The organism is Massilia sp. PAMC28688, assembly GCF_019443445.1.
Classification (GTDB): domain Bacteria; phylum Pseudomonadota; class Gammaproteobacteria; order Burkholderiales; family Burkholderiaceae_D; genus Telluria_A.
Genome location: NZ_CP080378.1, coordinates 5,082,428 through 5,107,697 on the forward strand (window position 1 = coordinate 5,082,428; position 25,270 = coordinate 5,107,697).

Below are 25,270 nucleotides of genomic sequence, written 5' to 3' on the forward strand. Positions count from 1 at the left end.
CCAGGCCGCGCCGCCAGACTATTCCAGCGGCAGGCGCAGATGCACGGTGTCCTGGTCGGGGCGGCGCTGCACGCTGAAGCCGAGCTTGCGCGCCAGGTGCGCCATGCCGGAATTGGCCGGCAGCGTTTCGCCCACGATGTTGCGGGTGCCGCGATGGCGGCAGTAGGCAATCAGTTTTTCCATCAGCATGGTGCCCAGGCCCTTGCCCTTGAGGTCCGAGCGCACCGTCACGGCAAACTCGGCGTCCACGTTGTCGGGATCGGCCACCACCCTGGCCACGGCCAGCGTTTCCGGCATGCCGCCAGGGCCGCAGCGCGAGGCAATGAAGGCCATCTCGCGGTCATAGTCAATCTGCGTGAAGCGCGCCAGCTGCGAAGGCTGCAGTTCGATCACGCGCGTGAACATGCGGTTGCGCACATCTTCCTCGCTCAGGGCCGCCGCAAACGCCAGGTGCGCCGCGCCGTCTTCCGGCCGGATGGGGCGCAAGGTGATGGTCTCGCCCTGCCACGCCACTTCCTGCTCCAGTTCGCGCGGATAGGGCCGGATGGCCAGGCGGTCGTGGGTGCTGCCCGACTTGTCGGCCAGTGCCACCGCTACGCGCGCGTCGAGCACAATGGCGCCTTCGCTGTCGGCCAGCAGAGGGTTGATATCGAGTTCGATCAGTTCCGGCAGGTCGGCCACCATCTGCGACACCTGCATGAGGATGGTGACAATGGCGTCCAGGTCTGCGGGCGGACGGTTGCGGTAGCCGGCCAGCAGGCGCGCCACCCGGGTGCGGGAAATCATGTCGCGCGCCAGCACCACGTTCAAGGGCGGCAGCGCCACCGCGTGGTCGGCCGTGACTTCCACCGCCACGCCGCCCTGGCCAAACAGGATCACGGGGCCGAAGACGGGATCGGTGGTCACGCCGATGATCAGCTCCTGGGCCAGTGGCCGGCGCGCCATGTGCTGCACTGAAAAGCCCTTGACCCGGGCGTCCGGACGCAATTCGGCCACGCGCTGCAGCATGCGCGCCGCGGCGCTGCGCACGGCTGCCTCGCTGTCGAGATCGAGCGCCACGCCGCCCACATCGGACTTGTGGGTGATTTCGGGCGAGAGCACCTTGAGCACCACCGGAAAGCCGATGCTGCGCGCAGCCTCGACTGCCTCCTCGACCCCGGCGGCGGTGCCCGTGGCCACCACCGGAATGCCGTATGCTGCCAGCAGCGCCTTGGCCTCCGGCTCGGTGAGCAGGGAGCGGCCTTGCGCCAGCACCTGCTGCACCAGGGAGGCGGCAGCGCCGCGGTCAGCCGTCCGGCCGCCGCACGCTGCCGGCGGCACCTGCATGAGCAGTTCCTGGTTGCGCCGGAACTGCACGATCTGGCGATGGGCATTGACCGCTTCTTCCGGTGTGCCAAAGGTGGGGATTCCGGCATCGGCAAACAGGGCGCGCGCCCGTGCCACGGCCCCGGCGCCCAGCCAGCACGCCAGCACATTGCGCGACGAGGCGCCGATCATGGGCGCCAGCGCTGCGGCAATGGCTTCGCTGGGGACAATGGCGGTGGGCGCATGGATGAACAGGATGGACTGGGCCTGGGGATCGGCCAGCAGGATTTCCAGCGTCTGCACATAGCGCTCCACAGGGGCGTCGCCAATGATGTCGACCGGGTTGCCGCGCGACCAGGTGCGCGGCAGCACCTGGTCCAGGCGGGCCATGGTCGCGGGCGATAGCTGCGCCATGCTGCCGCCGCCCGCCACCAGGGCGTCGGTCGCCATGACGCCCGGTCCGCCGCCATTGGTCATGATGGCCACCTGTTCGCCGAACAGGGGGCGCGCCCTGCCCAGCGTTTCCACCGCCGCAAACAGGTCTTCGGTGGTGAGCACGCGCAGCATGCCGGCGCGGCGGAAGGCGGCGTCGTAGACATCGTCGGCCCCGGCCAGCGCGCCGGTGTGCGAGGCGGCGGCGCGCGCCCCTTCGGCCACCCGCCCGGACTTGAGTACCAGCGTCGGCTTGCTGCGCGCGGCGGCGCGCGCGGCGGACATGAACTTGCGCGCGTGGCGCACATCTTCCATGTACAGGAGGATGGCGCCGGTATGCGGGTCGCTGGCAAGATAGTCGAGCAGGTCGCCAAAATCGACGTCGGCGCTGTCGCCCAGCGACACAAAGTGCGAAAAGCCGATGCCGTGCGCGCGCGCCCAGTCAAGCACACCGGTCACCAGGGCCCCGGACTGCGAGACAAACGCAATCTTGCCGGGCTGCGCCCCGGTGTGGGCGAAACTGGCATTGAGACCTATGCGCGGCACCAGCAAGCCCACACAGTTCGGACCGAGCAGGCGCAGCACAAAGGGCCGGGCCGCAGCGAGCATGTCCTGCCTGTGCTCGCGCGACAGGCCGGCCGTGAGCACGACGGCCGCGCGTGTGCCCAGTTCGCCCAGCTGGCGCACGATGGTGGCCACCGTGGCCGGCGGGGTGCAGATGACGGCCAAATCCGGTGCGGCCGGCAGGCTGCGCACGCCGTGCCAGACGCGCAAGCCGGCCAGTTCGTCATACTTGGGATTGACGGGGTAGACGGCCCCTGTGAAGCCGCCCTCCATGATGTTGCGCAGCACGGTGGCCCCCACGCTGCCGGGCCGGCTCGATGCGCCCACGATGGCCACCGATGCCGGTGCCAGCAGATAGTTCAGGTTTCTGACGCTCATCGTTGTCCTTTTGCCGCGTTGCAATCCGGCCACTTTCCAGCCGAGCGATCAAATTCGTGAAGCAGCGCATATAGTACCGGCTTGAACCCGGTTAGAATTGCCCATATGAACCATTCCAGAAAAGTAGCAGTCGTTTCCGGCGCGCTCAGCGTGCTGTGGGTGGCCGCGACGGCAGCCATTGCCGCCAGCCAGCGGCGCCTGGTCTTCAATCCCACCATCAAGCGCGAAGTGCTCAACCCGCGCAGCACGGGCCACCGCACCCGGCCCATCGTACTACGCACCCAGGACGGCATCAAGCTGTCCGGCTGGCTCATGACGCCCCAGGTGGTGGGACCGCATCCGGCCGTGATTTACTTTGGCGGGCGCTCGGAAGAAGTGTCCTGGGTGGTGCGCGACGCCGGCAAGCTGTTTCCCGGCATGGCGGTGCTGGCCGTGAACTATCGCGGCTACGGGCAGTCACAGGGAGATCCGGCCGAGCTGCACATGGTGGAAGACGGCCGCATGCTGTACGACTGGCTGGCCGAACGCCACCACGTGGACGCTGCCCGCATTGCCGTGGTGGGGCGCAGCCTGGGCTCCGGCGTGGCGGTACAGGTGGCCATGGAGCGTCCGGCCCACTCGGTGGTGCTGATCACGCCTTACGATTCCATCCTGGCCATTGCCAAGCGCCGCTTCCGCGCGGTGCCGGTGGAATACGTGCTGCGCCACCGCTTTGAATCGGTCAAGTATGCGCCCTCGCTCAAGGCGCCCACCTACGTCCTGCGCGCGGCCAGCGACGACGTGGTGCCCCACTCTCATACCGACCAGCTGGTGTCCAAGCTGGGACGGCTGCACCTGGACGAGACGGTGCCCGAGTCGGACCACATGAATATTCCCTACCTGCCCGCGACCCAGGAACGGATCGCCGCTTTCCTCACCTACCAGTTCAGTCAACCCCTCCCAGCGTCAGCATCAGCAGCCGTCCCTGCGACTGCGGTTGAAGGTTTAGCGTCAGCAATACTCGTCCCGCCGGGTCCTGCGCCAGCGACGTGACGGCCGCGCCGCCCGGCCCGGCACCGTCATGGCCTGGCAGGATGTTCGACAGGTCGGTCCAGCGCGCGCCGCCATCGCGCGACACTGCCAGGTAGGGCTTGCCGCTGACGTGGTCGGCCCCGGCCGCCACCAGCACCTGCGGCCGCTTGCGCAGCGCCAGCACGCTGCTGATCGTGGGAAAGGCTGCCGACTGGGGCGGATGCAAGATCACGAAGTGAAAGTTTTCCCCATGGTCAGTACTGCGCAGCAAGCCCCCGGCCACCCCGGCAAAGACGGTGCCGGGCGAACCGGCGCGCTGCAACAGCTTGAGCCGGTGCTGTCCCAGGGGCGGCAGGGCTACCGGCAGGGCCTGGCTTGATGCGAGGCTGCCATCGCCGCCCAGGCGGTAAGCCTTCAGGTAAGACGCATCCTGGGCACAGGCCCCGCCCACCAGCAGGCGCCGCCCGGACACGGTGAAGCTGGCATGGCTGCAGCCGTGCTGCGCCAGCTCGCCCAGCAGCGCGCGCCAGCTGCGGCCATCATCGGCACTGGCCAGCACATTGATGCCGCCACCGGCATTCGACAGCAGCGCCCCGCCCGCCAGCGCCAGCTGCGTCATCCACAAGCGGGTGCACGTGGTGTCGCGGCACATGCGTAAGGCCTCGTCGCGGGGCGCGAACCATTCGTAGGGGCGTTCGAGCTTGCACAGGGAACGCTCGTCCACCCCGCCTGTCAGTGGCTGGAACAGGTAGATGCTGCCTGCCAGCCGGGCCAGCACGGGCGTGCGCAGGGGCGCGCCTGACCGCGCCGGTCCCAGGATGCAATCGCCCAGGTCCACGCTGCGCCACACGGTTGCCCGGTTCAGGACGGTGCCGCCGCGCAGGATTGCCGATCCGCTGGTGGCCGAATTGGCCAGTGCCAGGTAGGTGTGGCGGGCATCGAAGGCAATGCTGCCCATGCCGCGCTCATGGCTGAGCAGTACGTCAACCCGTCCATGGGGATGGGGAAGCGCGGGCGCCGGCGGCGCCGCAGGCACCGTGCAGGCCGTCAGCAAAACGGCCGCGAGCACGATGGCGGGAAGGGCGGTACGGGTCACGGTGGTCTCCTGGCACTGGCTGTCCCACCACCTTATTCCTTTGCAGCAAATCTATTTTGATCAGCAACAGGCGCCCCTCCCGAGCAGACCGGCTGTAGGTAGGGGCGGTACGCCGCGGCCCGACTTTTCCTTGCAACAAGCGTAGTATGAAGCGTGTGACATCACAAAAAATTGGCAATTCAGGCCGGTAACGGCCGAGGAGTACGACCATGGTTGACGAAGAACTGGCGGGCAGGCTGCGCCGCGTGCAGGATGCCGGACCGGCGCTGATGGGCGCTTTCAATGCCCTCACCCGCTCCCACGCCTATTTCCAGAATGCGGGCGACCTGAAAACCGTCTCGGTGTCCGATGTCCTCGACAATGGCAGCATTGAAGCGACCTTCCAGGGCGTGCGCATTGCCTTTGTCCTGGTGCCGGTGCTTGGCGCCAACCGCCGCCCGCGCGGGCGGGTGATTGTCATGCACTGCCACTGCGTGTATGGCTTGCCGAAACAAGACCTGCTCGGCGCCTTCACCTATGGGGAAGATGGCGTCACCGACCTCGATCCCGACAGTGCCGAGCACTGGCTGCACATGCAAAGCGACGGCGCATCCATTGTCCTGCGCTTCCTCGATGCCGCGCTGGTGGCCAACAAGACCGTGTGAGCGCCTGCCCGGCCATGGCCGGGGCGCCGTTTGCCTGAAACATACAGCTGACCGCCGCTGATGGCGCGGGCGCTTGACGTAGCTCAAGCCCTGGGTCAAAACCTGCCCCCAAGTCATGCTTTCAAATAACTTCTCATGAGCAGTACCGTATTTCATCCGGTAACCAACTCATGAGGACACAGACGGGCATGAAAACTCCACTCATCGCAATCACCCTGGCCGCGGCCTGTTCGGGCAACGCCCACGCGCAGTCCGTTACCCTGTACGGCGCCGTCGATGCCGGCCTGATCAAGCGCACGGGGAGCGCCACGGCCATTGGCAAGCGCGACGCCAATACGCTGGGAGTCAAGGGCAGCGAAGAGCTCGGTGCCGGGCTCAAGGCGCTGTTTCACCTGGAGATGCGCTATGAACCGGATACGGGCACCCAGGAAAGCGTCGTGCGTCCCATGTTCCAGGGCCAGAGCCGGGTAGGCCTGGCGGGCCCCTTCGGCACCTTGCGCATCGGGCGCGGCGTCACCGCCTATATGGAGGCAATGACCGCCTTCGAGCCTTTCCACGGCATTCCCTCGCCGGCCGGCTTCTATACCGATGTTGCCGTGGCCGGCTACACCACCCAGCCCCTGGACGCGGGCGGCAACTCCTTCAACCGCATTTCCAATGCCGTGTGGTACAACACGCCCGAATGGGGCGGCTTCCAGGTCAATGTCACGCTGGCCTCGCGCGAGGCCAACAACGGGCCGGCCATCGTCGGCCGCGGCACCACGGCCATCCCCCAGTACGGCCCCGGCGCCCAGGCCTCGGCCAACCCCTACTCCGTGTCGGCCACCTACAAGCGCGGCCCGCTCGGGGCAATGGTGGGTGTGGAACGCAACGGCATCGAGTCGGACGTCTGGTCGCTGGCCGCCTTCTACAAACCGGTAACGCCCCTCAAGCTCATGGCCATCTATGGCCGGCAAGACCGCGCCCATACCATGGCCGCCAACGCCGGCACCCGCGCCTGGGTGCTGGGCGCGAACTATGTCGTGGGCGGGGGGACTTTCCTGGTGGGCTATGGCCGCAAGGAGCCCGACGGTGCGGTGGCCACGCGCCAGACGTCGATTGGCTATGAGTATCCGCTGTCAAAGCGTACCTTTCTGTATGCCGACGCTTCCCGCAAGCGCGCCGCGTCCGCGGTCAACCACGTCGACCTGGGGATCCGCGCCACGTTCTGACTATCGGAAAAGGCTGATATCTTGTCAGAAATCTTTACAGTTATTGACTGAAAGGCATTGCAAGTTTCATTAAATCATTGATTCCAATGGGAATTATTGTTTTGGCACAGTAATTGCTACTACTGCCACATTAATTCACTTTTAGAAATGACCATAATGAAACATGCAATCCTGGCTGCGGCCGCCCTCCTTGCCTTTGCCGGTCCTGCCCAGGCAGGCGTGATCTCGGACACCGGCGCCGGCGCTTACTGGGGCGGCAACGACCACAGGTATGGCGACGTCATTGGTGGCGCCATGTTCGACATCACGGGTGCCACCGTGACGCTCGATGGCAGCATGCTTACCATCCGCATCGCGACCGCATTTGCCGGCCATGCCGGTACCGCAACCTATGCCGGTCCGAAGGGCATCGGCTATGGCGACGTGTTCCTCGGCGCCAGCTGGAACCCGGCCGGCACCGACGCGCATCACACCGGCGACAAGGCTGCCAACGGCACCAAATGGGCATACGGCCTGAACCTCGACGACCGGTGGAACAATCAAGGTGGCAGTTTCAGTCTGTATGAATTGAACGGCGCCACCAATGCCTACAACATCCTCAACAGCGAAAGCTTCATGAAGTGCACGCTGGGATCGCAATGCTACTACCGCAATGGCCAGGCCACCGCTGTCAAGACCACGTCATCGACCGTGCGCCAGACCGGCCATACCGGCACCTGGACCGTGACGCGCGACCAGGGATTGCTGTTTAACATCGACGTGCGCGGCACCGCACTGGCCGGCTACGGCGACATGGCGCTGCACTGGGGCCAGACCTGCCAGAATGATGTCATCGAAGGCATCACCGATGTGCCGGAACCGGCAAGCCCGGTCCTGATTGGCCTGGCCCTGGCGGCCCTGGCGCTGCGCCGCAGGGCGCGCGCATAAGCGCCGGCGCCCCGGCCTGCCCGGGGCTGTCCGGGGTTGCCCAAACAGGGCTGCGGCATGCTATAACACTGCCATGCCCCAGCCCATTCTCGTCATCTACGCCCATCCCGCGCCGCACCTGTCGCGCGTGAACCGCCAGCTGGCCGACGCCGCGCGCGCCATCGACGGCGTGACCGTGCACGACCTGTACGACACCTACCCGGACTTCTATATTGACGCCGCGGCCGAACAGGCGCGCCTGGCCGAGGCCGGGACCGTGGTCTTCCTGCACCCGATCCAGTGGTACAGCATGCCCTCGCTGCTCAAGGAATGGGTGGACGCGGTGCTGCAGTCCGGCTGGGCCCACGGCCCCGGTGGCACGGCCCTGGCCGGCAAAACCTACTGGCTGGTGGCCAGTACCGGCAGCCCGCAATCGGCCTATGCGCCAGGCGCCCTCCATGCCCGGCCGTTTGATGACTACCTGCCCCAGTTCCGCCAGACCGCCGCCCTGTGCGGCATGCACTGGGAGCCACCCCTGATCCTGCACGGCGCCCACCAGGCCAGCGACGCTGCACTGGCGCGACACATCGACACCTTCAGCGCCCGCCTGCGCGCGCTCGCCGCCACCCCCACCAGAGGCTGACATGGAACACGGCATCCTCGGAAATGCACTGATCTACCTGGCAGCGGCAGTGGTGGCCGTGCCGCTGGCCAAACGGCTCGGCCTGGGCGCGGTCCTGGGCTACCTGCTGGCCGGCATCGCCATCGGTCCCTGGGGCCTGGCCTTGATTGGCGAAGTCGAGACCATTCTCCACTTTGCCGAATTCGGGGTCGTATTGCTGCTGTTCGTCATCGGCCTGGAGCTCGAACCGCGCCGTCTGTGGGCCATGCGCCGTCCCATCTTTGGCTCCGGCACCGGCCAGGTCGTGGGAGTGGCCGCCGTGCTCATGGCCGTTGCCCTGATGCTGGGCATGACGTGGAAAGTGGCCCTGATTGCCGCCCTCGGCCTGTCGCTGTCGTCCACCGCAATCGCCCTGGCCACGCTCGAGGAACGCAATCTCAAGGCCACGCCCACCGGCACCTCGGCCTTTTCCATCCTGCTGTTCCAGGACATTGCCGCCATCCCCATGATTGCCATCATTCCGCTGCTGGGCGTGGCCGCCGCCAGTGACAGTGGCGGCGGCTGGATCGATGGCGCCCGCATCGCAGGCGCGATTGCCGCCATCGTCATCGGGGGCCGCTATCTGGTGCGCCCTGCCCTGCGTGCCATCGCCCGCAGCGGCCTGCGCGAAATCTTCACCGCCTTTGCTTTGCTGCTGGTGATCGGCATCGCGCTCCTGATGCAGTGGGTCGGCCTGTCGATGGCCTTAGGCGCGTTCATGGCCGGCGTGCTGCTGGCCGACTCCGAATATCGGCACGCGCTCGAATCGGACCTCGAACCGTTCAAGGGCCTGCTGCTCGGCCTGTTCTTCATTGCCGTGGGCATGTCGGTCGATTTCGGCGTCCTGCTGGCGCAGCCGTGGCTGATCCTGGGACTGGTGGCGGGCTTTCTGGCGATGAAGATCGCGGTATTGTATGGCCTGGCAATGGCAATCGGCATCCCGCCCAGCCAGCGCAGCCTGTTCGCCTTCCTGCTGTCGCAGGGCGGTGAATTTGCCTTCGTGGTATTCGGCGCCGCCCAGACGGCCGGGGTCCTGGGTGCGGACGCCGCCGCGATCCTGATCGTGGTGGTGGCCCTGTCCATGGTCACCACGCCGCTGCTGCTGATCGGCTACGACAAGCTGGTGGCGCCGCGCTACCGGGTGGCCGGCACGCGCCCGGCCGATGCCATCGACGCCAACGATGGCCATGTCATCATCGCCGGCTTCGGGCGTTTTGGCCAGATCGTGGGCCGCCTGCTGGCCCTCAATCACATCAAGCTGACCGTGCTCGATCACGATCCCGACCAGATCGACCTGGTACGCAAATTCGGCTCCAAGGTGTTCTACGGCGACGCCACCCGGGTCGAACTGCTGCATGCCGCCGGCGCCCACGGCGCCCGGGCGCTGGTCGTGGCCATCGACGACATGGCCGACAGCCTGGCGCTGGTGGACGCAGTACGCGAAGCCTTCCCCGGCCTGCCCATCATGGCGCGGGCGCGCAACGTGACCCATTACTACGACCTCATGGACCGCGGCGTCACGATCATTCACCGCGAAACGTTCGAGTCGGCGCTCATGATGGGGCGCGATGTGCTGCGCCAGCTGGGCTTTGGCGCCTACCGCGCGCGCCAGGCCACGCAAAAATTCAGGGCGCTCAATATCGCCAACTTGCACAAGGTCTACCCCTACTACAAGGACCAGGAGCAGTATGTCTCGATGGCCAGGCAGGCGCGCGACGAGCTCGAAGCCATGTTCGCGCTCGACAGCGAAGCGGCCAGCCCCGACGGTGACGAACACTGGAAGTAGGGTCGCACACGTTATTGCTATCAGATAGCAATATTGGTTGCACCATGCTGGCAGGAGCGCTATGCTGGACACATCCGGCGCACGCCGTGCCGGCCTATCAGGGGGAACCACCATGCACAAGAAGACCGCTTCACCTGCTTCCGCCAACGCCGTTCCCGAACCGATGATGGACATGAACATGACGCCGCTGATCGATGTCATGCTGGTCCTGATTATCATGCTCATCATTACCATCCCACGCCAGCATCATGCCACCAGCCTGCCGCTGCAAGGTGCCGCCAGCAACGCCGTCAAGCCCGTCACCGTCACCCTCGAGATCGACTTTGACGGCACCATCAGCGTGGACGGCACCGTCATGACCACGCGCGCCGAGCTGGCGGCAAGGCTGGGGCAGATGGCCCGCTCGGCCACGCCATCGGAGCTGCACCTGCGCGCCAACAAACTGGCCTCGTACAAATATGTGGCAGGCGCCATGGCCCTGGCCCAGCGCGCAGGCGTCAAGCACATTGGCCTGGTCGGCAATGAACAGCTGATGTAGTCTCGCGCGGCGCACCCGCCTGCCGCCACCGGCGGGCGGCTATTTTCCGGAGTATGCCTCGGCCCGGACCATCAAGCAGTGTGCGCTTTCCGATCCGATCGGGAGCAGCCGCCTGGGACTGGCCCAGCTGCGCCAGCGCCCAGTGGCCTGGGACTCGCCGGCCGATCTGCGCCCCTATCGCATCGGCGTGGTCCACGGCTACATCAATTCCGAGGCGCTCGATGCGGCCATTGCGGCCGGCGAGCAGGTAAGCGACGCCGCCAGGGACGACGCCCAGAACCTCAGAAAGCTGCTGGGCGGGCGGATCGACATGGCGGTCATTGACGCCGCCGTATTCGCGCACCTGGTCAGCACCGACCCGCAGCTCAGGCCCCATCGGCACCGGCTGGTGTTCGGCCAGCGCCTCCTGGAGACCAAAAAGCTGTATGTCTGCTTCCGGCAGGATGCGCAGGGACGCCAGCTGCGCGACCTGTTCAACGAGGGACGCAGGAAGGCGCGCCCCTGAACCGGTCCCGCCCTAGCGCACCACGGCCAGCGCCTTGCGCCGCCCCCCTTCAAAACCATACAGCGTGAGGGTGCCATCGCGGATGTCGCCGTGGCGGTCAAAGGCGATCGTGCCGGTGATGCCGGGATAGCTGCCCCTGGCCAGGAATGGCAGGTACCTGGCCGGCGCCGCCGAGCCGGCCTTGACCATGGCATCGGCCACGGCCATCACGGCTTCATAGCCGTAGGGTGCATAGATCTGGATATCGATCCCGAAGCGCGTTTTATACGCGGCCCGGAAGCGCTCAAGTGCAGGCTTGCCCGCCTCCTGCACCCGCCGGCTTCGGCACAGACCACCTGGCCGTCGGCCAGCGCGCCCCGCGCCAGCTTGCCCAGTTCGTCGGAACAGATGCCGTCGCCGCCCACCAGCCTGACCTTGCCCAGCCCGAGCTGCTGCATCTGGCGCAGCATCGGCCCGGCCACGGCGCTCATCCCGCCGAAGAAGATCACGTCCGGCCGCGCCGCCCGGGCGCGCGTGAGGATGGCATTGAAATCGATCGCCTTGTCGGTCGTGAACTCCTTGCCAACGACAGTGCCGCCGGCGCCCAGCGCGCCTTTTGCAAATTCCGCCGCCAGGCCCTGCCCGTAGGCAGTGCGGTCGTCGATGATGACGATGCGTTTGGCGGCCATGCTGCGCACCGCATACTGGCCCAGTGCGCGCCCCAGCTGCTTGTCATTGCTCACCACGCGAAAGGCAGTATTGAAGCCCTGCTGCGTGTACGCTGGGTTGGTAGCGGAAGGCGAAATCTGGGGGATGCCGGCTTCGTGGTAGATGCGCGAAGCGGGAATGGTGGTGCCGGATGTCTGGTGTCCGATCACTGCGTTGACCCGGGCATCGGCCAGCTTTTGCGCCGCACTGGTGGCCTGGCGCGGGTCGGCCTGGTCGTCCTGCGGGACCAGCTCGAAGCGCACTTTCTTGCCGCCAATGACAGTGCCGCGCGCGTTGAGCGCTTCGATCGCCATGCGCGCACCGTTTTCCTGGTCCTTGCCAAAATAGGATACGGGGCCCGACACGTCGGCCACATGTCCGATCCTTACCACCTCCCGGGCGGCGGCGGTACTGGTGCAAAGCGCCAGCGAGGCGGCGAAGATGGCGAGGCGGTAGCCCATGGTGTATTCCTGTTGCATGATAAAAGAGTGACTATATAAAAGAGCGACTATAGGCCAGGGCCGGCCCGCCACGAAGGATCGATTCGGCATAAGGTAATGCCACAAGGCTATATCGCTCATTGCCGCGCGCTCTCTTTTGCTATACGGTAGCGTCTTCCTCGTCCAGCCCTGCCACGCCCGTATGCGCGACCCCGCCAAAGCCCGCCGTCCCGGCCCCGGTCTCATCGTCACCCTCACCTGCCTTCTGGCCCTGCTCTATTTTGGCCGCGATGTCCTGCAGCCGCTGGCGCTGGCGGCGATCCTGAGCCTGGCCATCGCACCCTTTGTGCGCGCGCTGCGCCGCCTCGGCATGCGCCGCGTGCCTGCGACCGTGGGCGCGGTGCTGGTGGCGGGCACCTGCCTGGTGGGCGTGGGCACGGTGCTGGGCTTTCAGCTGGTGGCGGTGGCGGGCGACCTGCCCAAGTACCGCGCCGCCATCCGCGGCAAGATCGCCCAGGTGCGGGAACTGACCGAACGCCCGTTCGCCCGCATCGAGGCCGAACTGAGCGCCGTGGCCACGCCGGGCCGGGCCGCCGCGCCGCCCAAGACGGGCGCCGACCGCCTTGCCGCCAGCCAGGTGCAGCCCATCCCCGTGGAGGTGCGCGCCCCGCGCGTGACCACGCGCGATGCGCTGGCGCGGGTATTCGGCATGATCTGGGGGCCGGTGGGCCAGGCCGGCCTGGTGCTGGTGCTGCTGGTATTCATCCTGCTTGAACACGAGTCGCTCATGGACCGCCTGATACGCGTGGCGGGCCAGAACGAAACGCGGCGCACCATCAAGGCGCTGGCCGACGCCACCCGCGGGGTGTCGCGTTTTTTCTTTACCCAGTTCGTCGTCAACACTGCCTTTGGCCTGCTGCTTGGACTGATGCTGTTCGCCGCCGGCGTGCCGCATGCCATCCTGTGGGGCGCGCTGGCCGGCCTGCTGCGCTTTGTGCCATACGTGGGCGTGATGGTGGCCGGCGCCATGATCGCCCTGTTCATCGCCGCCATCGACCCGGGCTGGCAGCTGGCCGTGTACTGCATCGGCCTGTTTTTGGTGCTGGAACTGATCGTGGCCCACGTGGTGGAGCCGAAGGTGTATGGCCACAGCGCCGGCCTGTCGCCGCTGGCGGTGATTGTCTCGGCCCTGTTCTGGGGCGCCATGTGGGGCCCGGTGGGGCTGCTGCTGTCCACGCCCCTGACCCTGTGCCTGGTGGTGGCGGGGCGCCATTTGCGCGGCCTGGGCATTGTCACCACGCTGCTGGGCGACGCGCCCAGTGTCACTGCCTCGCAAAGGCTGTACCAGCGCCTGCTGATCGGCGACACCGATGCCATCATCCAGGATGGCCGCAGCTATCTGCGCAATTACAGCTTTGCGCGCTACTGCGACCATATCCTGCTGCCAGGCCTGGCGCTGGCGGCGGCCGACAACCGCAGCGGCCATATCGACAAGGCACAGGAAATGAGCATTCGCGCCGCCATTGCCCTCATTGCCGCCACCCTCACGCCGGTGTCCGGCGCCCCGGCGCGGCGCGGCCGGCGTCACGTCTCGCTGCTTGACACCAGTGTGGGCGCCCACCTGCGCCAGATGCGCGAGGAACGCCTGGGCCGCTGGCAGGGTTCGCTCGACGTGCCATCGCGCTCGATCGTGCTGTGCGCGGGCCTGGGCACGGAGCGCGACGACCTGCTGTCGGAACTGCTGGTGCGATCCTTGCGCGAAGTGGGCGTGGACGCGCGCAGCATCTCGCTGGCCGAAGGCGCCGAAAATCCCGGCCTGGACAAGGCCTTCCTGGTGTCGACCGCATTCATGATCTATCCGGGCGCCGACAGCATCGGCGCATGGCTGGAAGCTGCCGCCAGCCTGCGCGAAGGCCTGCCGGACGCCCACCTGGTCTCGATCCGCCTGCCGTTTGACGAACTCGATGCGGGCGCGGACGCGGTCGAGGAACGCATGGACATGATCCTGCGCTCGTTTGAAGAAGGTCTTGCCTTTGTCGCGCCGGAGAATCCGGCCGCGTCCTGACCGGCCTAGAACGCGATCTTGCGCGTGAGGATCTGCCAGAACATGACCCAGTCCCCGGCAAAGCTGTACAGGGGATACTGGAACGTGGCCGGCCGGTTGTGCTCATAAAAGAAGTGGCCCACCCACGCAAAGCCATAGCCAGCCAGGGGCGCGAGCAGCAGCAGGCGCAGATTGCGCGACGCCAGCGCCAGCACCACGATGGCCAGCACCAGCAGGCAGCCCGCGACATGCAGGCGGCGGCAGGTGCGGTTGGCATGCTGACCCAGGTAAAACGGATAAAAGTCGCGAAACGAAGTGTAGCGGCCGGCCCGGGGAACGGTCGCCGGTTCGGGAGCGCGCTTGGGAAGATGTGCCGCCATGTCGGTTATTCCTTTAGTCAATCTGAGCTGAAGCTTACTCCGATTCGCAGCGCCGCACTACTGTCCCGGCGCCGGCCGGCAGGCGCAACCGGGGCGCCGCTTGCCGGCCCGGCCATGACGCACGTTTGTGGCCGCACAAATATTACGCAATGCCAAAAGTGCAAGATGTGACCTCAACTACAACGGAGTTCACATGAACCTATCTTCGCTGACAGCCCTGTTGGGCCTTGCTGCCGCCTTGCTTGTCCCCGCAGCCCAGGGCGCCTCCGCCGCGCCCGCCCGCCCCGCCCACACGGGACTGCACATGATCATCGCCCCGGGCATGTCGCTGACCATGGACGGCAGCCGCGTCCTGGCCAAGGTGACCAGGCGCGGCATGACCACCTATCATTACGAGCACGGCCGCCTGGTGCGGGCCCGCCATCCGGACGGCAGGCTCACCCGCTACCACTACGCCGACGGCCGGCTGGAGCGCATAGCGCTGCCCGACGGCACCGTGCAAACGCCGCTCTATGTGGACGGCGCCCTGGCCATGATCCAAAGTTCCAGCGGCAAGAAGCTCGGGCTCACGCCGGGGGCGCGCGGGGTGGACAAGGTGGCCCTGTCGCCGCGCGGGACTGGCGGCAGCGACGGGGTGCAGGCCATGCGCGCGGTGTCGCCGCGGCCGGGCGCCACCTCGCTCAACCGCACCTTGATTGCCATCGACGACTGGGAGTCGCTCAAGACCGAGTGGGAATGCACGCTGCAGCCGGAAGGCGACACCGTCTGCATCGGCCGCCCCGACCAGTCGCCGCCTTCGGGCGACTTTGGCGACGACGGCCGTGGCTGGCTGCCGGGTGACACCGGCCCCGGCGATGGCGGCCTGAGCAACACCCCGGGCGACGATGGCGGCGGCGGCGCCGCGCCGGACGGCGGCGACATTCCGCCCAACCTCAATACCCAGCCCAGCTGCATTGCCGCGGCCAAGAATACCTGGGAAATCATGCGCGACCGGATTTGCCCGATGGTGCATGACCAGACCCTGTGCCTGCGCCAGAACTGGCAACTGTTCCTGGAATTGCGGCAAAACTGCATTGCCGCCTTTCCCCTGCCCTGATGGTCATCTACCGGGGCCGACCATGGACATCAATGAATCCGGAAATTTCGAACGCATCTGGTTCTTCACCTTTGGCGTACAGCGCCTCAATGGCGTGGCCGACGCCGTGGGCAAATGGATGATGAGCGGCGCGAGCGCGGCCGGCAATGCCAAACACATCCGCTTTGACGAATGCGAAGCCGCCGCCCGCCGCTTTTTTGGCGACCGCCCGCACCTGGCCGCGGTGGCGCCGAGCTACCTGCGCGCGCTGGGCGAGGCGCGCCGGCTGACACATCACCTCGCCAGCTTCCTGGAGCGGCGCGCCGACGGCGACATCGGCGCCCTGCTGGCCGACGCCATCGACGCCCTCAACGGCTTTGCGGCCGTGCTCGACCAGCTGCCCGAATACCCGACAGCGTCGGCCGAGGCCGCAGCCCTGCGCCACGCGGCAGTGCGCTGCGCCTCGCTGCGCCCGGACTCCCAGCCTTCCTGACCTGCCCTAAACCTGCCGGCGTGCGCTCGCCGGCTGCACCCGCAGCTGGCCCTGGGCATCGAGCGTGCAGGTGGCAAAGTCGTGCGCCAGAAAGAGATTGCCGGGATAATGCGCACGGGCCTCCGCTTCCAGCTCTGCCATGCCGGCCTCGCTGTCGTAACGGGCGCTGAAATGGGTCAATACCAGGTTGGGCAAGCCCGCGCGGGTGGCAAACTCGGCCACCCGCTGGACCGAGCTGTGGGTCGGGCCCGGTCCCACCTTTTGCAGCATGGCTTCGGTGTACGTGGCTTCATGCACCAGCACGCCGGCACCATGGCAGGCTTGCATCAACAGTTCGGGCGTGTCATTGTCGCCCCCGATCACGGCCACCGCCTGTTGGCGCTCGGCGTGGCGCCAGTCGCCGGCGGCCAGCACGCTGCCATCGTCCAGCGTGACATCCTCGCCCTGCTGCAGCTTGCCCCACAGGGGGCCCGGCGCCACGCCGCGCGCGCGCAGCCCTGCCCCGTCCAGCTTCCACTGCTGCTGGCGCGCCTCAAAGCGAAAGCCCACGCTGGGCGCCCGGTGCGACAAATGGTGGCGCGTGATGCGCAAGCCTTCAGCGTCGTGGATGGTGGCCGTGGTGGCCACATCCACATGCACCAGCGGAAAGGTCAAAAACAGCTCGGTGTGCACGATGGTCGCCTCCACCCAGGCCCGCACCGCGGCCGGCGCGGCCAGGATCAGTGGGCGGGTGCGCCCGGTCATGGCGGCGCTGGCCAGCAGCCCGGGCAGGCCATAGCTATGGTCGCCGTGGATGTGGGTGATGCAGATGCCGGCCAGGTCATGCACCGTCAGCGCGATGTGCTGCAGGCGGTGCTGGGTGGCCTCGCCGCAGTCGATCAGCCACCAGTCGCGGCCGGCGCCGGGCTGCAGCGCCAGTGCCGTCACGTTGCGCCTTCTGGTGGGTACGCCGGACGAGGTGCCAAGAAAGGTCAGGGTCATCATGATACGATTATCGCATCAATATCCTGCCAACTGTATCGGATTGGCCGCCCATTCATACGGTGCGCGGCAGGCGCCGCACCGGCACGTACCAGACCAGGTAGACCGTCACGCCAATGCCAACCAGCGCCAGCAGCACCTTGACGGACGGGTACGGCACCCGCACCATGCCGACAATCAGCGAGGCCCACATGAGGCCGAGCGTGACGATCTTGGCGCGCACTGGAATGCCGCGCCCGGCCTCATAATCGCGCAGGTACTTGCCCAGCGGCCGGCTATTGAGCAGCCACTGGTGCATGCGGGTGGAGCCACGCGCAAAACAGGCCGACGCCAGCAGCAAGAAGGGCGTGGTGGGCAGCAGCGGCAGGAATACGCCGATGACGCCGAGCGCGACGAACAGCCAACCCAGTACGATATAGGCAATTTTCATGACGCCATTATGAACCAGGCTGTGCCCTGCCGCGCAGCACGGCTGATTTACTGTCCGGGCGGCTTGCCCAGGCCGGCGCCGCCGGCATCGTCAATCGGCTGGCCGGTGGACTTGACCGCGCCCTCGGGCGGCGGATCGTTGTAGTCGCCGCCGCGCACGGCGCCCGGCTTGCCCACGACCTTGTCCTGGTCCTGATTGGCGGCCGGGTCGGCCGGATGGGTCGGGATAGGGGGCTGTTCGCTCTTGCTCATGGCATTCTCCTGTGGTGGCCGCGCCGGTTGGCGCCTGTTGCAAACAATTCTAGCCATGCAAGGAAAATACGCCCACGAGATTGCCTGAGGCAAGTTTATGCCCCGGACGGTGCCGCCTCGGCCGTGAGTGCCAGCAAGATGTCTTCGACCCCGACCGGCTTGCAGAAATGGGCGTCGAAGCCGGCGCGCAAGGCGCGTTCCGTCACTTCCTGGCCCGCGGCGCCGGACACGGCAATGAGCCGGGCGCCACCGGCATTGGGATGCAGGCGCAGCAGTCCGGCCAGGGTAAAGCCGTCCATGCAAGGCAGGGTCAGGCCGGACACGACGGCATCAACCCGCTTGCCGTCGACCAGGCGCAAGGCCGCTTCGGCGTCGGAAACGCTCACCGCGCGATGGCCGAAATGATTGAGCAGGGAGGTAAACAGCTGCCGGATGTCATGGTTGCGCTCGACAACAAGGATGTCGAGCGGACGGGTGACAAGTTCGGGCAAATGCAACGCCAGGGCGTCGCCAACCATGTGGGTCATAGATCTCGGCGCAATGCGCCCCTCAGCAAGATGAACTTCGCTGGCGGGGGCATGGCCAGGGGAAAGGAGAGAATAAATGATTTTTGGCGCGGGGCAAAGCGCGGCATGGCATTTCCGTCGTATTGCACGCCGGCCGCGAATCGAAAACAACAGCCCTGGCCAGAATGACACCAGGCACTGGCTGTAGAGCATCAAACGAACGCCGGATTTATGCCAAAAGTATATGATCAACTGACCAGCTCACCATTGAGTGAACCAGCAAGACACTGCGGAGGCCGGCATGGCGTATTCCGATGTCAGTTCTTTCACCTTTATCGCCAGCGCCAGCGGCATCATCCTGACCTGGCCGCCCCCTTGCGAGGCGGCCACCGGCATCCGGGCAGCCGATGCCACCGGCCACCCGGTCCGCGCCCTGTTCGAACCGCACGATACCGCACCCGATATGCAGGCAGCGACAGAAGGCACCGTCGCCGCCCGCGTGGCCGTGGCCGGCAAGGCGCCGCTGCGGGTCGCGCTCGAGGCCTGCGTCCACCCGCTTGCGCCCGCCCCGATCACGGTCTACGTGGCCACGCCCCTGTCCGAACACGGCGAGGAAGACGCCTTTGCCGCCATTGTCGAACGCCTGCCCTGCATTTTTTACGTGATCGATCCTGCCGGCACGCTGCAGTACTGGAACGCGCGCCTGGCAAGCGCCCTGCAGCGCGATGCCTGCACCCTGTTCGGGGCGCCCGTGTTCGAATTTTTTGACAAGGACGAGCGGGCCGGCGTGGCGGCCAGCATGGCGCGCGCCCTGAACTGCGGTGAGGCCACCCACAGCGCCACCCTGGTGGGCCGGCGCGGTGCCCGCACCCCCTTCCTGTTTCACTGCGCGCGCCTGGAACTGGGCGGCCAGCCGCGCATTGTCGGCACCGGGGTCGACCTGTCGGAACGCACGCGCGAAAGCGTGCGCCTGCATGTGTACGAGCGCGCCATGCATGCCTCGGTCAATGCCATCATCATCACCCGCTGCGAACAAGGCGACCACCTGATTGACTACGTCAACCCGGCGTTTGAACGGCTGACCGGCTATCCGGCGGCCGAAGTGGTCAACCGCAATCCCCGCTTCATGCGCGCCGGCACGCTCGACAGCGACGAGCGGCGCCGCATCCGCGACGCCCTGGCCGCCGGCACCAGCGTCCACAGCGTGCTGCGCAACCGGCGCCGCGATGGCGCCATTTTCTGGAATGACCTGCGCATCGGGCCGGTGCTGGGCAGCGACGGCAAACCGACCCACTTCATTGCCATCATTGACGACATCACCGAGAGCAAAACCTACGAAGAACGCCTGCGCCACCTGGCCACCCATGATTCCATGACGGGCCTGGCCAACCGCGCCATGCTGCATGACCGCCTGGACGTGGCGGTCGGGCGGGCCCGCCGCAGCGGCGCCTGCGTGGCGCTGGCCTATGTGGACCTGGACAACTTCAAGTACATCAACGATACCTTCGGCCACCAGGGCGGCGATATCGTGCTCAAGGCCATCGCCACGCGCCTGGGCAGCGCCGTGCGCGAAGGCGACACCGTGGCCCGGGTGGGCGGCGACGAGTTCGTGGTCGTCATCAACGATTGCGCCAGCAGCGAGCACGTGGCCGAATTCGTCCAGCGCATGCGGCGCGACCTGAGCGAGCCGCTGCAGCTGCCGGCCGGTCATGTCCATCCCACGGTCAGCATCGGCGTGAGCCTGTTCCCCAACGATGCCGATACCTGCGCGGCCCTGCTGCGCGCCGCCGACGCGGCCATGTACGTGGCCAAGGCCGGCGGCAAGAACCGCTACCAGTTCTATTCCGCCGAGATCGACGAAGCGGCCCACCGCTACCTGGACATGGAGGCCCACCTGCGGCGCGGCATCGCCGCGGGCGAACTGACGCTGCGTTTCCAGCCCAAGGTGGACCTGGCCAGCGGCCAGATGGTGGGCGCCGAAGCGCTGGTGCGCTGGAACCACCCGGCCAGGGGTGAAATGCAGCCGGACAGCTTCATCACCTTTGCCGAGGAATGCGGCCTGATCGTGCAGCTGGGTGAATGGGTGCTGCGCGAATCGTGCAGCACGCTGCGCGATATCCGGGCCGCCGGCTACACCGACTTTACCCTGTCGGTGAACCTGTCGGCGCGCCAGCTCAACCAGAATGGGTTTGCCGACACCGTGGCGTCCATCCTTGGCGAGAGCCTGCTCGGCCAGGGCAAGCTGGAGCTGGAAGTGACCGAGAGCCAGCTCATGCACAACCCGGAGGAAGCCGCACGCACGCTTGCCCACCTCAAGGCGCTGGGCGTAAAGCTGTCCATTGACGACTTCGGCACCGGCTATTCGAGCCTGAGCTACCTGCAGAAATTCCCGCTCGACTACATCAAGATCGACCGCTCCTTCCTGGCCGGCATCCGTACCAGCCATGACAGCGCCGTCATCGCCCAGGCCATCATCGCACTGGGCCACAGCCTGCACATGCGGGTCATAGCGGAAGGCGTGGAAACGGAAGGCCAGCTCGACTTCCTGCGCCGCCACCACTGCGACCAGATCCAGGGCTTTTATTTCAGCCCGCCCGTTGCCAGGCACACGCTCATGGATTACCTGGCCTGCAAGCGCAGCCTGAGCCAGTGTATGGACGCGCATCCAGCCCACTAAAATTAATAGACAGAAACTTCAACAATTGCAATACTTGGCCGATCTTTCACGGCCCTGTTTGCACATGACACGCTTTGCTGCTCTTCCCTCCCTTCCCGCCATGGCCCTGCTTGGTGCCGGCCTCCTGTCCGGGGCCGCCCATGCTGCCGCACCGGCCTACGCCCGCTTCCCTGCCATCCGCGGCGACCTTGTCGTGTTCACCGCCGAGGGCGACCTGTGGAAGGCCGGCGTCGGCGGCGGCATGGCCCAGCGCCTCACCACCCACGCCGCCGCCGAAACCCACGCCGCACTGTCGCACGACGGCAAGTGGATTGCCTTCGTCGCTTCCTACGAGGGCGAGCAGGAAGCCTACCTGATGCCGGTGGCAGGCGGCCTGCCGCGCCGGCTCACTTTCGAGGGCGGCGGCGTGACCGTGGTGGGCTGGACCCGCAGCGGCGACGTGTTGATCAGCGCCCAGAACCCGCGCGGCACCCGCGCCGACCGCATGATCGCCGCCATCGATCCGGCCACGCTGGCGCGCCGCGTCTTTCCGGTGGCCGACGCCAGCGACGCGGTCCTCGACGACAGCGGCAAGACGCTCTACTTCACGCGCATGGGACTGGCCCTGACCGGCGACAACGTCAAGCTGTATCGCGGCGGCGCCCATGCACAGCTGTGGCGCTTCGACCTCGATGCCAAGAGCGAGGCCGCGCCTGTCTTCGCGGGCAACCCGGCCAACAACCGGCGCCCCATGTGGTGGCAGGGACGCCTGTATTTCATCAGCGACCGCGATGGCGCCGACAAGCTGTGGTCGGCCCGCCCCGACGGCAGCGATGCGCGCGTCCACACCAGCAACCGGGAATGGGACGTGCGCCACGCGGCGCTGGGCGACGGCAAGATCGCCTACCAGCTCGGTGCAGACATCCACCTGCTGGACCTGGCCACCGGCGCCAGTGCCGCCCTGCCGCTGTCGCTGCTGTCGGACTTTGACCAGCAGCGCAAGCGCCTGGTGCGCGCCCCGCTCGAGAACCTGACCAATGTGCAGCTGGCCGGGCGCACAGAGCGCGTGGTGATCACGGCCCGCGGCGGCGTGAGCATTGCCGGCACCGGCAGCCAGCGCCGGGTGGAAGTGGCCATTCCAGACGGCGCCCGCGCCCGCAACGCCACCTTCAGCCACGATGAAAAATCCGTGTTTGCCATCGTCGACGCGTCCGGCGAAAACGAGATCTGGCGCTTTGCCGCCGACGGTTCGGGCCCGGGCGAACAGCTCACCAGCGATGGCGCCAGCCACCGCGTGCGCCTGTTTCCATCGCCCGACGGGCGCCATATCGCGCACACCGACAAGCGTGGCCGCACCTGGCTGCTAGACCTCGCCACCAAAGCCAACAGCGTCATCGACGACGCAGCCAAGGCCGGCGTGGACGCGCCGGACCAGGTCCTGTGGTCACCCGACAGCAAGCACCTCGCCTTCCTGCGCGTCGGCTCCCAGGAGGGCCGCGCCCAGATCGGCATGTACAGCATGCAGGCCAGGCAGCTGGTGTTCGTGACGAGCGACCGCTACGTGGCCGCCTCGCCCGCGTTTTCGCCGGACGGACGCTGGCTGTACTTTCTGTCGCCGCGCCACTTCAACCTGTCCAACGGCGGGCCGTGGGGTGACCGCAACATGGGCCCGATGTTTGACCGCCGCAACGGCATCTACGCGCTCGCCCTGCAGCCCGGTAACCGTTTCCCGTTCAAGCCGGACGATGAACTGAGCGCACCGGCGCCCGACCCTGCCGCCGCCGGCGAGCAGCCGCCCGCTCCCACCAAGCCCATCACCCAGAGCGCGCCGGTCAAGCCACAGCTGCCGGCCATTGCCTACCCCGGCCTGCCCTACCGCCTGTATGAAGTGCCGCTCGCGGCGGGCAACTACCGCCACCTCCAGGTGGACGACAAGCGCCTGTATTTCCTGGAAGCGGACGGCGCCGACGGCAAGGCCACCCTCAAGACGCTGGCCATTGCCCGCACCAGGCCGGAGCCGGAACTGTTTGTCGCGGGCGTGCGCCAGTTCGCCCTGTCGGACGACCGCAAGCGCATCTTTTACCGCACCTTCTCGGCCAATGGTCCGGGCGAGATGATGATTGTCGACGCCGGCGCAAAGCTGCCGGCGGACACGAGCCGCGCCAAGGTGCAGGTCGACGACTGGAGCGTGACGGTCAGCCCGCGCCTGGAATGGCGCCAGATGTACAACGATGCCTGGCGCATGCACCGCGACTTCCTGTACGACGCCAACATGCGCGGCCTGGACTGGCCAAAGGTGCGCGCCAAATACGCGCCGCTGGTCGAGCGCGTGACCGACCGCGCCGAACTCAATGACATTCTGGGCATGATGGTGAGCGAAGTGGGCGCCCTGCATTCGCAGGTGGCCCCCGGCGACATCCGCAAGAGCGCACCAGAAGGGGCGCCCGCCAGCCTGGGCGCCGTGTTCGCGCGCGTGGCCGATGGCTACCGCATCGCGCACATTTACCAGAGCGAACCGGAGCTGCCATCGGAGCGCGGTCCCCTGTCGCACCCGGACATTGACATCAAGGAGGGCGACATCATCACCGCCGTCAACGGCAAGAGTGCCGCCGCTGCCCGCGACATGGCCGACCTGCTGCTCAATACCGCCGGCAAGCAGGTATTGCTGCAGGTGCGCACAGCGGGCGGCGCCGGGCGTTCGGTGATCGTCACGCCGGTGCCGATGGCGCAGCACGCCGCGCTGCGCTACGCCGACTGGGAGCAAAGCCGCGCACGGGCCGTGGAGCAGGCGTCGAAAGGACGGATCGGCTACTTGCACCTGCGCGCCATGGGCGGGCGCGACATCGCCGCCTTTGCCCGCGAATTCTATGCCAACGTGCAGCGCGAAGGCCTGATCATCGACGTGCGCCGCAACACTGGCGGCAATATCGACAGCTGGATCGTGGAAAAGCTGCTGCGCAAGTCGTGGGCCTTCTGGGCTTCCAACGGCAGCCTGCCGGCATCGAACATGCAGGGCACCTTCCGCGGCCACCTGGTGGTGCTCACCGACGAACTGACCTACTCCGATGGCGAGACATTTGCCGCCGCCGTGAAAGCACTGCGACTGGGACCGGTGGTGGGCAAGCGCACGGCCGGGGCCGGGGTCTGGCTGTCGGACCAGAACCAGCTGGCCGACAACGGCATGGCGCGCGTGGCCGAGTTCGGGCAGTTTGCCGAAGATGGCCAGTGGCTCATTGAAGGGATAGGCGTGACGCCCGATGTGGAGGTGGACAACCTGCCGCATGCCACGTTCAAGGGCCAGGACCGGCAGCTGGAAGTGGCCCTGGCACTGCTTGAAAAGAAAATGAAGGAACAGCCTTATAAGCCGTACAAGCCGAATCAGATCCCGGCCCTGAACAACTAGCCGGGACCAGCCGATAGCTTAATAGGTGATCTTGCCGTCCAGGCTCAGGGTGCCGGAGCCGGTAATCATGTTGGAGCCGCCATTGAGCGTACCGCCGCCGGTCGCCTTGAAGTAGCGGCCGCTGCCGCCGGTGATGCGGAAGGTGGCGCCGTTGAAGACATAATTGGCGCCTTCACCGGTGGGCACGAACTGGCCGCCGTAGCTGGCATAAATCTGCTCGCCGGTCATGGTGACGATGACGAAGCGGCCTTCGCTGAAGACGAACATGGAACCGGACGGGGTGATGCAGTCGCTGCCCACGTAGGCGATGCGGCCGAGCTGGGCGCTGTCGCCGAAGCCGCCGATGTTGCCGCCAAACTTGGATGCGCAGCGCAGTGAGGGGCCAACTTGTTCCTGGAAGACGCCGCTGACGGTCAGGGGACGCGTGCTGGCAGGCGTAGCCAGAGCGAAATTGGCAGCCAGCGACAAAGTGGCGGCGGTGGCAAAACGCAGATAATTATTGAGCATGACGAGTCCAGGTAATGGTTGTTGGTTTCACAATCATATACAAACCATCAATTGATTGCATGCATGCTAACGTGCGGCAATGAGCATGTTCAAAATGCATCAAAGACTGCGTGAATTGCTTGCCGCGCGGGGCACGGCGCCACCTGTCTTTACGATATTCGATCGGCGATTTCATCGTTTTCCCCTCGCCCGGTGCGCGCCCACGTGGCAATTTTTCCACATTATTTTTTGTGCACTGAGCCGCTTGCATTGCACGAAGCGTGGTGATAAGCAGACGGTGCATAGGCCAGGATGCCCGACGTCACAAGGCAGTTACGCTCCACAATTTTTGCTTGGCGCGGCCCATGTGCGCATATATCTGCGACGAAATATTATTTTTT

Annotated in this window: 22 protein-coding genes and 1 pseudogene; 13 read left to right on the plus strand and 10 right to left on the minus strand. The window is 66.5% G+C overall.

Features of this window, described 5'->3' with window-relative positions:
- Positions 1–18: 18 nt before the first annotated feature.
- Positions 19–2,679 carry a bifunctional acetate--CoA ligase family protein/GNAT family N-acetyltransferase gene (locus KY495_RS22640; RefSeq protein WP_219881523.1) on the minus strand — a complete coding sequence of 887 codons (2,661 nt, stop codon included), beginning with the start codon at positions 2,677–2,679 and terminating at the stop codon, positions 19–21.
- Between the two features lie 105 nt (positions 2,680–2,784).
- On the opposite strand from KY495_RS22640, the gene KY495_RS22645 reads away from it, so the two are divergent.
- Complete coding sequence (locus KY495_RS22645) at positions 2,785–3,711, plus strand: alpha/beta hydrolase (RefSeq protein WP_219881524.1); 927 nt, start codon at positions 2,785–2,787, stop codon at positions 3,709–3,711.
- Here KY495_RS22645 and KY495_RS22650 read toward each other — a convergent pair.
- On the minus strand, positions 3,605–4,786 hold the full coding sequence (locus KY495_RS22650; protein WP_219881525.1) for a sialidase family protein: 1,182 nt from the start codon (positions 4,784–4,786) through the stop codon (positions 3,605–3,607). The two genes, KY495_RS22645 and KY495_RS22650, sit on opposite strands and share 107 nt — an antisense overlap.
- A 209-nt stretch (positions 4,787–4,995) precedes the next feature.
- Between KY495_RS22650 and KY495_RS22655 the strand changes: the two genes are divergently transcribed.
- From KY495_RS22655 to KY495_RS22685, 7 genes are all read left to right on the plus strand, one after another.
- Positions 4,996–5,430 (plus strand): hypothetical protein, encoded by a 435-nt coding sequence (locus tag KY495_RS22655; RefSeq protein WP_219881526.1) that lies wholly within the window; start codon positions 4,996–4,998, stop codon positions 5,428–5,430.
- Between the two features lie 188 nt (positions 5,431–5,618).
- On the plus strand, positions 5,619–6,641 hold the full coding sequence (locus tag KY495_RS22660) for a porin (RefSeq protein ID WP_219881527.1): 1,023 nt from the start codon (positions 5,619–5,621) through the stop codon (positions 6,639–6,641).
- A 156-nt stretch (positions 6,642–6,797) separates the two neighbouring features.
- Positions 6,798–7,568, plus strand: a complete 771-nt coding sequence (locus tag KY495_RS22665) for a PEP-CTERM sorting domain-containing protein (protein ID WP_219881528.1) — start codon at positions 6,798–6,800, stop codon at positions 7,566–7,568.
- A gap of 73 nt (positions 7,569–7,641) precedes the next feature.
- Positions 7,642–8,190, plus strand: a complete 549-nt coding sequence (locus KY495_RS22670; RefSeq protein ID WP_219881529.1) for an NAD(P)H-dependent oxidoreductase — start codon at positions 7,642–7,644, stop codon at positions 8,188–8,190.
- A 1-nt stretch (position 8,191) separates the two neighbouring features.
- Complete coding sequence (kefC, locus tag KY495_RS22675; protein ID WP_219881530.1) at positions 8,192–9,994, plus strand: glutathione-regulated potassium-efflux system protein KefC; 1,803 nt, start codon at positions 8,192–8,194, stop codon at positions 9,992–9,994.
- A gap of 112 nt (positions 9,995–10,106) precedes the next feature.
- The gene (locus KY495_RS22680; protein ID WP_219881531.1) at positions 10,107–10,532 is read left to right on the plus strand and encodes a biopolymer transporter ExbD; all 426 of its coding nucleotides are present in this window, start codon (positions 10,107–10,109) and stop codon (positions 10,530–10,532) included.
- A gap of 142 nt (positions 10,533–10,674) precedes the next feature.
- Positions 10,675–11,037, plus strand: a complete 363-nt coding sequence (locus tag KY495_RS22685; protein WP_374040971.1) for a substrate-binding periplasmic protein — start codon at positions 10,675–10,677, stop codon at positions 11,035–11,037.
- 12 nt (positions 11,038–11,049) lie between these two features.
- On the opposite strand, the pseudogene KY495_RS22690 reads toward KY495_RS22685, so the two are convergent.
- A pseudogene (locus tag KY495_RS22690) lies at positions 11,050–12,185 on the minus strand (branched-chain amino acid ABC transporter substrate-binding protein).
- Positions 12,186–12,366: 181 nt separating this feature from the next.
- Between KY495_RS22690 and KY495_RS22695 the strand changes: the two are divergent.
- Complete coding sequence (locus tag KY495_RS22695; RefSeq protein ID WP_219881532.1) at positions 12,367–14,229, plus strand: AI-2E family transporter; 1,863 nt, start codon at positions 12,367–12,369, stop codon at positions 14,227–14,229.
- A 5-nt stretch (positions 14,230–14,234) separates the two neighbouring features.
- On the opposite strand, the gene KY495_RS22700 is transcribed toward KY495_RS22695, so the two are convergent.
- Complete coding sequence (locus tag KY495_RS22700) at positions 14,235–14,588, minus strand: DUF962 domain-containing protein (RefSeq protein ID WP_219881533.1); 354 nt, start codon at positions 14,586–14,588, stop codon at positions 14,235–14,237.
- Positions 14,589–14,781: 193 nt separating this feature from the next.
- Here KY495_RS22700 and KY495_RS22705 point away from each other — a divergent pair, with 193 nt between their 5' ends.
- Both KY495_RS22705 and KY495_RS22710 read left to right on the plus strand, forming a co-directional pair.
- Positions 14,782–15,684, plus strand: a complete 903-nt coding sequence (locus KY495_RS22705) for an RHS repeat domain-containing protein (protein ID WP_219881534.1) — start codon at positions 14,782–14,784, stop codon at positions 15,682–15,684.
- A 22-nt stretch (positions 15,685–15,706) separates the two neighbouring features.
- Positions 15,707–16,156: a hypothetical protein gene (locus KY495_RS22710; protein ID WP_219881535.1), complete on the plus strand. Its 450-nt coding sequence runs from the start codon at positions 15,707–15,709 to the stop codon at positions 16,154–16,156.
- A gap of 6 nt (positions 16,157–16,162) precedes the next feature.
- On the opposite strand, the gene KY495_RS22715 is transcribed toward KY495_RS22710, so the two are convergent.
- The 4 genes from KY495_RS22715 to KY495_RS22730 form a co-directional block, all read right to left on the minus strand.
- On the minus strand, positions 16,163–17,140 hold the full coding sequence (locus tag KY495_RS22715; RefSeq protein WP_219881536.1) for a ribonuclease Z: 978 nt from the start codon (positions 17,138–17,140) through the stop codon (positions 16,163–16,165).
- 52 nt (positions 17,141–17,192) lie between these two features.
- Entirely contained in the window at positions 17,193–17,567 is a 375-nt protein-coding gene (locus KY495_RS22720; protein ID WP_219881537.1) for a YbaN family protein, read from the minus strand.
- 47 nt (positions 17,568–17,614) lie between these two features.
- Positions 17,615–17,818, minus strand: a complete 204-nt coding sequence (locus tag KY495_RS22725; protein WP_219881538.1) for a hypothetical protein — start codon at positions 17,816–17,818, stop codon at positions 17,615–17,617.
- 95 nt (positions 17,819–17,913) lie between these two features.
- Entirely contained in the window at positions 17,914–18,345 is a 432-nt protein-coding gene (locus KY495_RS22730; RefSeq protein ID WP_219881539.1) for a response regulator, read from the minus strand.
- Positions 18,346–18,625: 280 nt separating this feature from the next.
- On the opposite strand from KY495_RS22730, the gene KY495_RS22735 reads away from it, so the two are divergent.
- Together KY495_RS22735 and KY495_RS22740 are read left to right on the plus strand one after the other, a co-directional pair.
- Positions 18,626–21,001 (plus strand): EAL domain-containing protein, encoded by a 2,376-nt coding sequence (locus KY495_RS22735; RefSeq protein WP_219881540.1) that lies wholly within the window; start codon positions 18,626–18,628, stop codon positions 20,999–21,001.
- Positions 21,002–21,065: 64 nt separating this feature from the next.
- Entirely contained in the window at positions 21,066–24,383 is a 3,318-nt protein-coding gene (locus tag KY495_RS22740; RefSeq protein ID WP_219881541.1) for a S41 family peptidase, read from the plus strand.
- 18 nt (positions 24,384–24,401) lie between these two features.
- Here KY495_RS22740 and KY495_RS22745 read toward each other — a convergent pair whose 3' ends face one another.
- Together KY495_RS22745 and KY495_RS22750 are read right to left on the minus strand one after the other, a co-directional pair.
- Entirely contained in the window at positions 24,402–24,890 is a 489-nt protein-coding gene (locus KY495_RS22745) for a hypothetical protein (RefSeq protein WP_219881542.1), read from the minus strand.
- On the minus strand, positions 24,880–25,173 hold the full coding sequence (locus KY495_RS22750) for a hypothetical protein (protein ID WP_219881543.1): 294 nt from the start codon (positions 25,171–25,173) through the stop codon (positions 24,880–24,882). Before KY495_RS22750 ends, KY495_RS22745 begins: the two co-directional genes overlap by 11 nt.
- Positions 25,174–25,270: the final 97 nt, after the last annotated feature.

Coding starts and splice junctions, on each gene's coding strand:
- KY495_RS22655 (WP_219881526.1), top strand. CDS start 4,996: ATGGTTGACGAAGAACTGGCGGGCAGGCTGCGCCGCGTGCAGGATGCC.
- KY495_RS22680 (WP_219881531.1), top strand. CDS start 10,107: ATGCACAAGAAGACCGCTTCACCTGCTTCCGCCAACGCCGTTCCCGAA.
- KY495_RS22745 (WP_219881542.1), bottom strand. CDS start 24,890: ATGCTCAATAATTATCTGCGTTTTGCCACCGCCGCCACTTTGTCGCTG.
- KY495_RS22750 (WP_219881543.1), bottom strand. CDS start 25,173: ATGCACCGTCTGCTTATCACCACGCTTCGTGCAATGCAAGCGGCTCAG.
- KY495_RS22705 (WP_219881534.1), top strand. CDS start 14,782: ATGAACCTATCTTCGCTGACAGCCCTGTTGGGCCTTGCTGCCGCCTTG.
- KY495_RS22695 (WP_219881532.1), top strand. CDS start 12,367: ATGCGCGACCCCGCCAAAGCCCGCCGTCCCGGCCCCGGTCTCATCGTC.
- KY495_RS22715 (WP_219881536.1), bottom strand. CDS start 17,140: ATGATGACCCTGACCTTTCTTGGCACCTCGTCCGGCGTACCCACCAGA.
- KY495_RS22720 (WP_219881537.1), bottom strand. CDS start 17,567: ATGAAAATTGCCTATATCGTACTGGGTTGGCTGTTCGTCGCGCTCGGC.
- KY495_RS22665 (WP_219881528.1), top strand. CDS start 6,798: ATGAAACATGCAATCCTGGCTGCGGCCGCCCTCCTTGCCTTTGCCGGT.
- KY495_RS22725 (WP_219881538.1), bottom strand. CDS start 17,818: ATGAGCAAGAGCGAACAGCCCCCTATCCCGACCCATCCGGCCGACCCG.
- KY495_RS22735 (WP_219881540.1), top strand. CDS start 18,626: ATGGCGTATTCCGATGTCAGTTCTTTCACCTTTATCGCCAGCGCCAGC.
- kefC (WP_219881530.1), top strand. CDS start 8,192: ATGGAACACGGCATCCTCGGAAATGCACTGATCTACCTGGCAGCGGCA.
- KY495_RS22730 (WP_219881539.1), bottom strand. CDS start 18,345: ATGACCCACATGGTTGGCGACGCCCTGGCGTTGCATTTGCCCGAACTT.
- KY495_RS22660 (WP_219881527.1), top strand. CDS start 5,619: ATGAAAACTCCACTCATCGCAATCACCCTGGCCGCGGCCTGTTCGGGC.
- KY495_RS22670 (WP_219881529.1), top strand. CDS start 7,642: ATGCCCCAGCCCATTCTCGTCATCTACGCCCATCCCGCGCCGCACCTG.
- KY495_RS22640 (WP_219881523.1), bottom strand. CDS start 2,679: ATGAGCGTCAGAAACCTGAACTATCTGCTGGCACCGGCATCGGTGGCC.
- KY495_RS22645 (WP_219881524.1), top strand. CDS start 2,785: ATGAACCATTCCAGAAAAGTAGCAGTCGTTTCCGGCGCGCTCAGCGTG.
- KY495_RS22700 (WP_219881533.1), bottom strand. CDS start 14,588: ATGGCGGCACATCTTCCCAAGCGCGCTCCCGAACCGGCGACCGTTCCC.
- KY495_RS22740 (WP_219881541.1), top strand. CDS start 21,066: ATGACACGCTTTGCTGCTCTTCCCTCCCTTCCCGCCATGGCCCTGCTT.
- KY495_RS22710 (WP_219881535.1), top strand. CDS start 15,707: ATGGACATCAATGAATCCGGAAATTTCGAACGCATCTGGTTCTTCACC.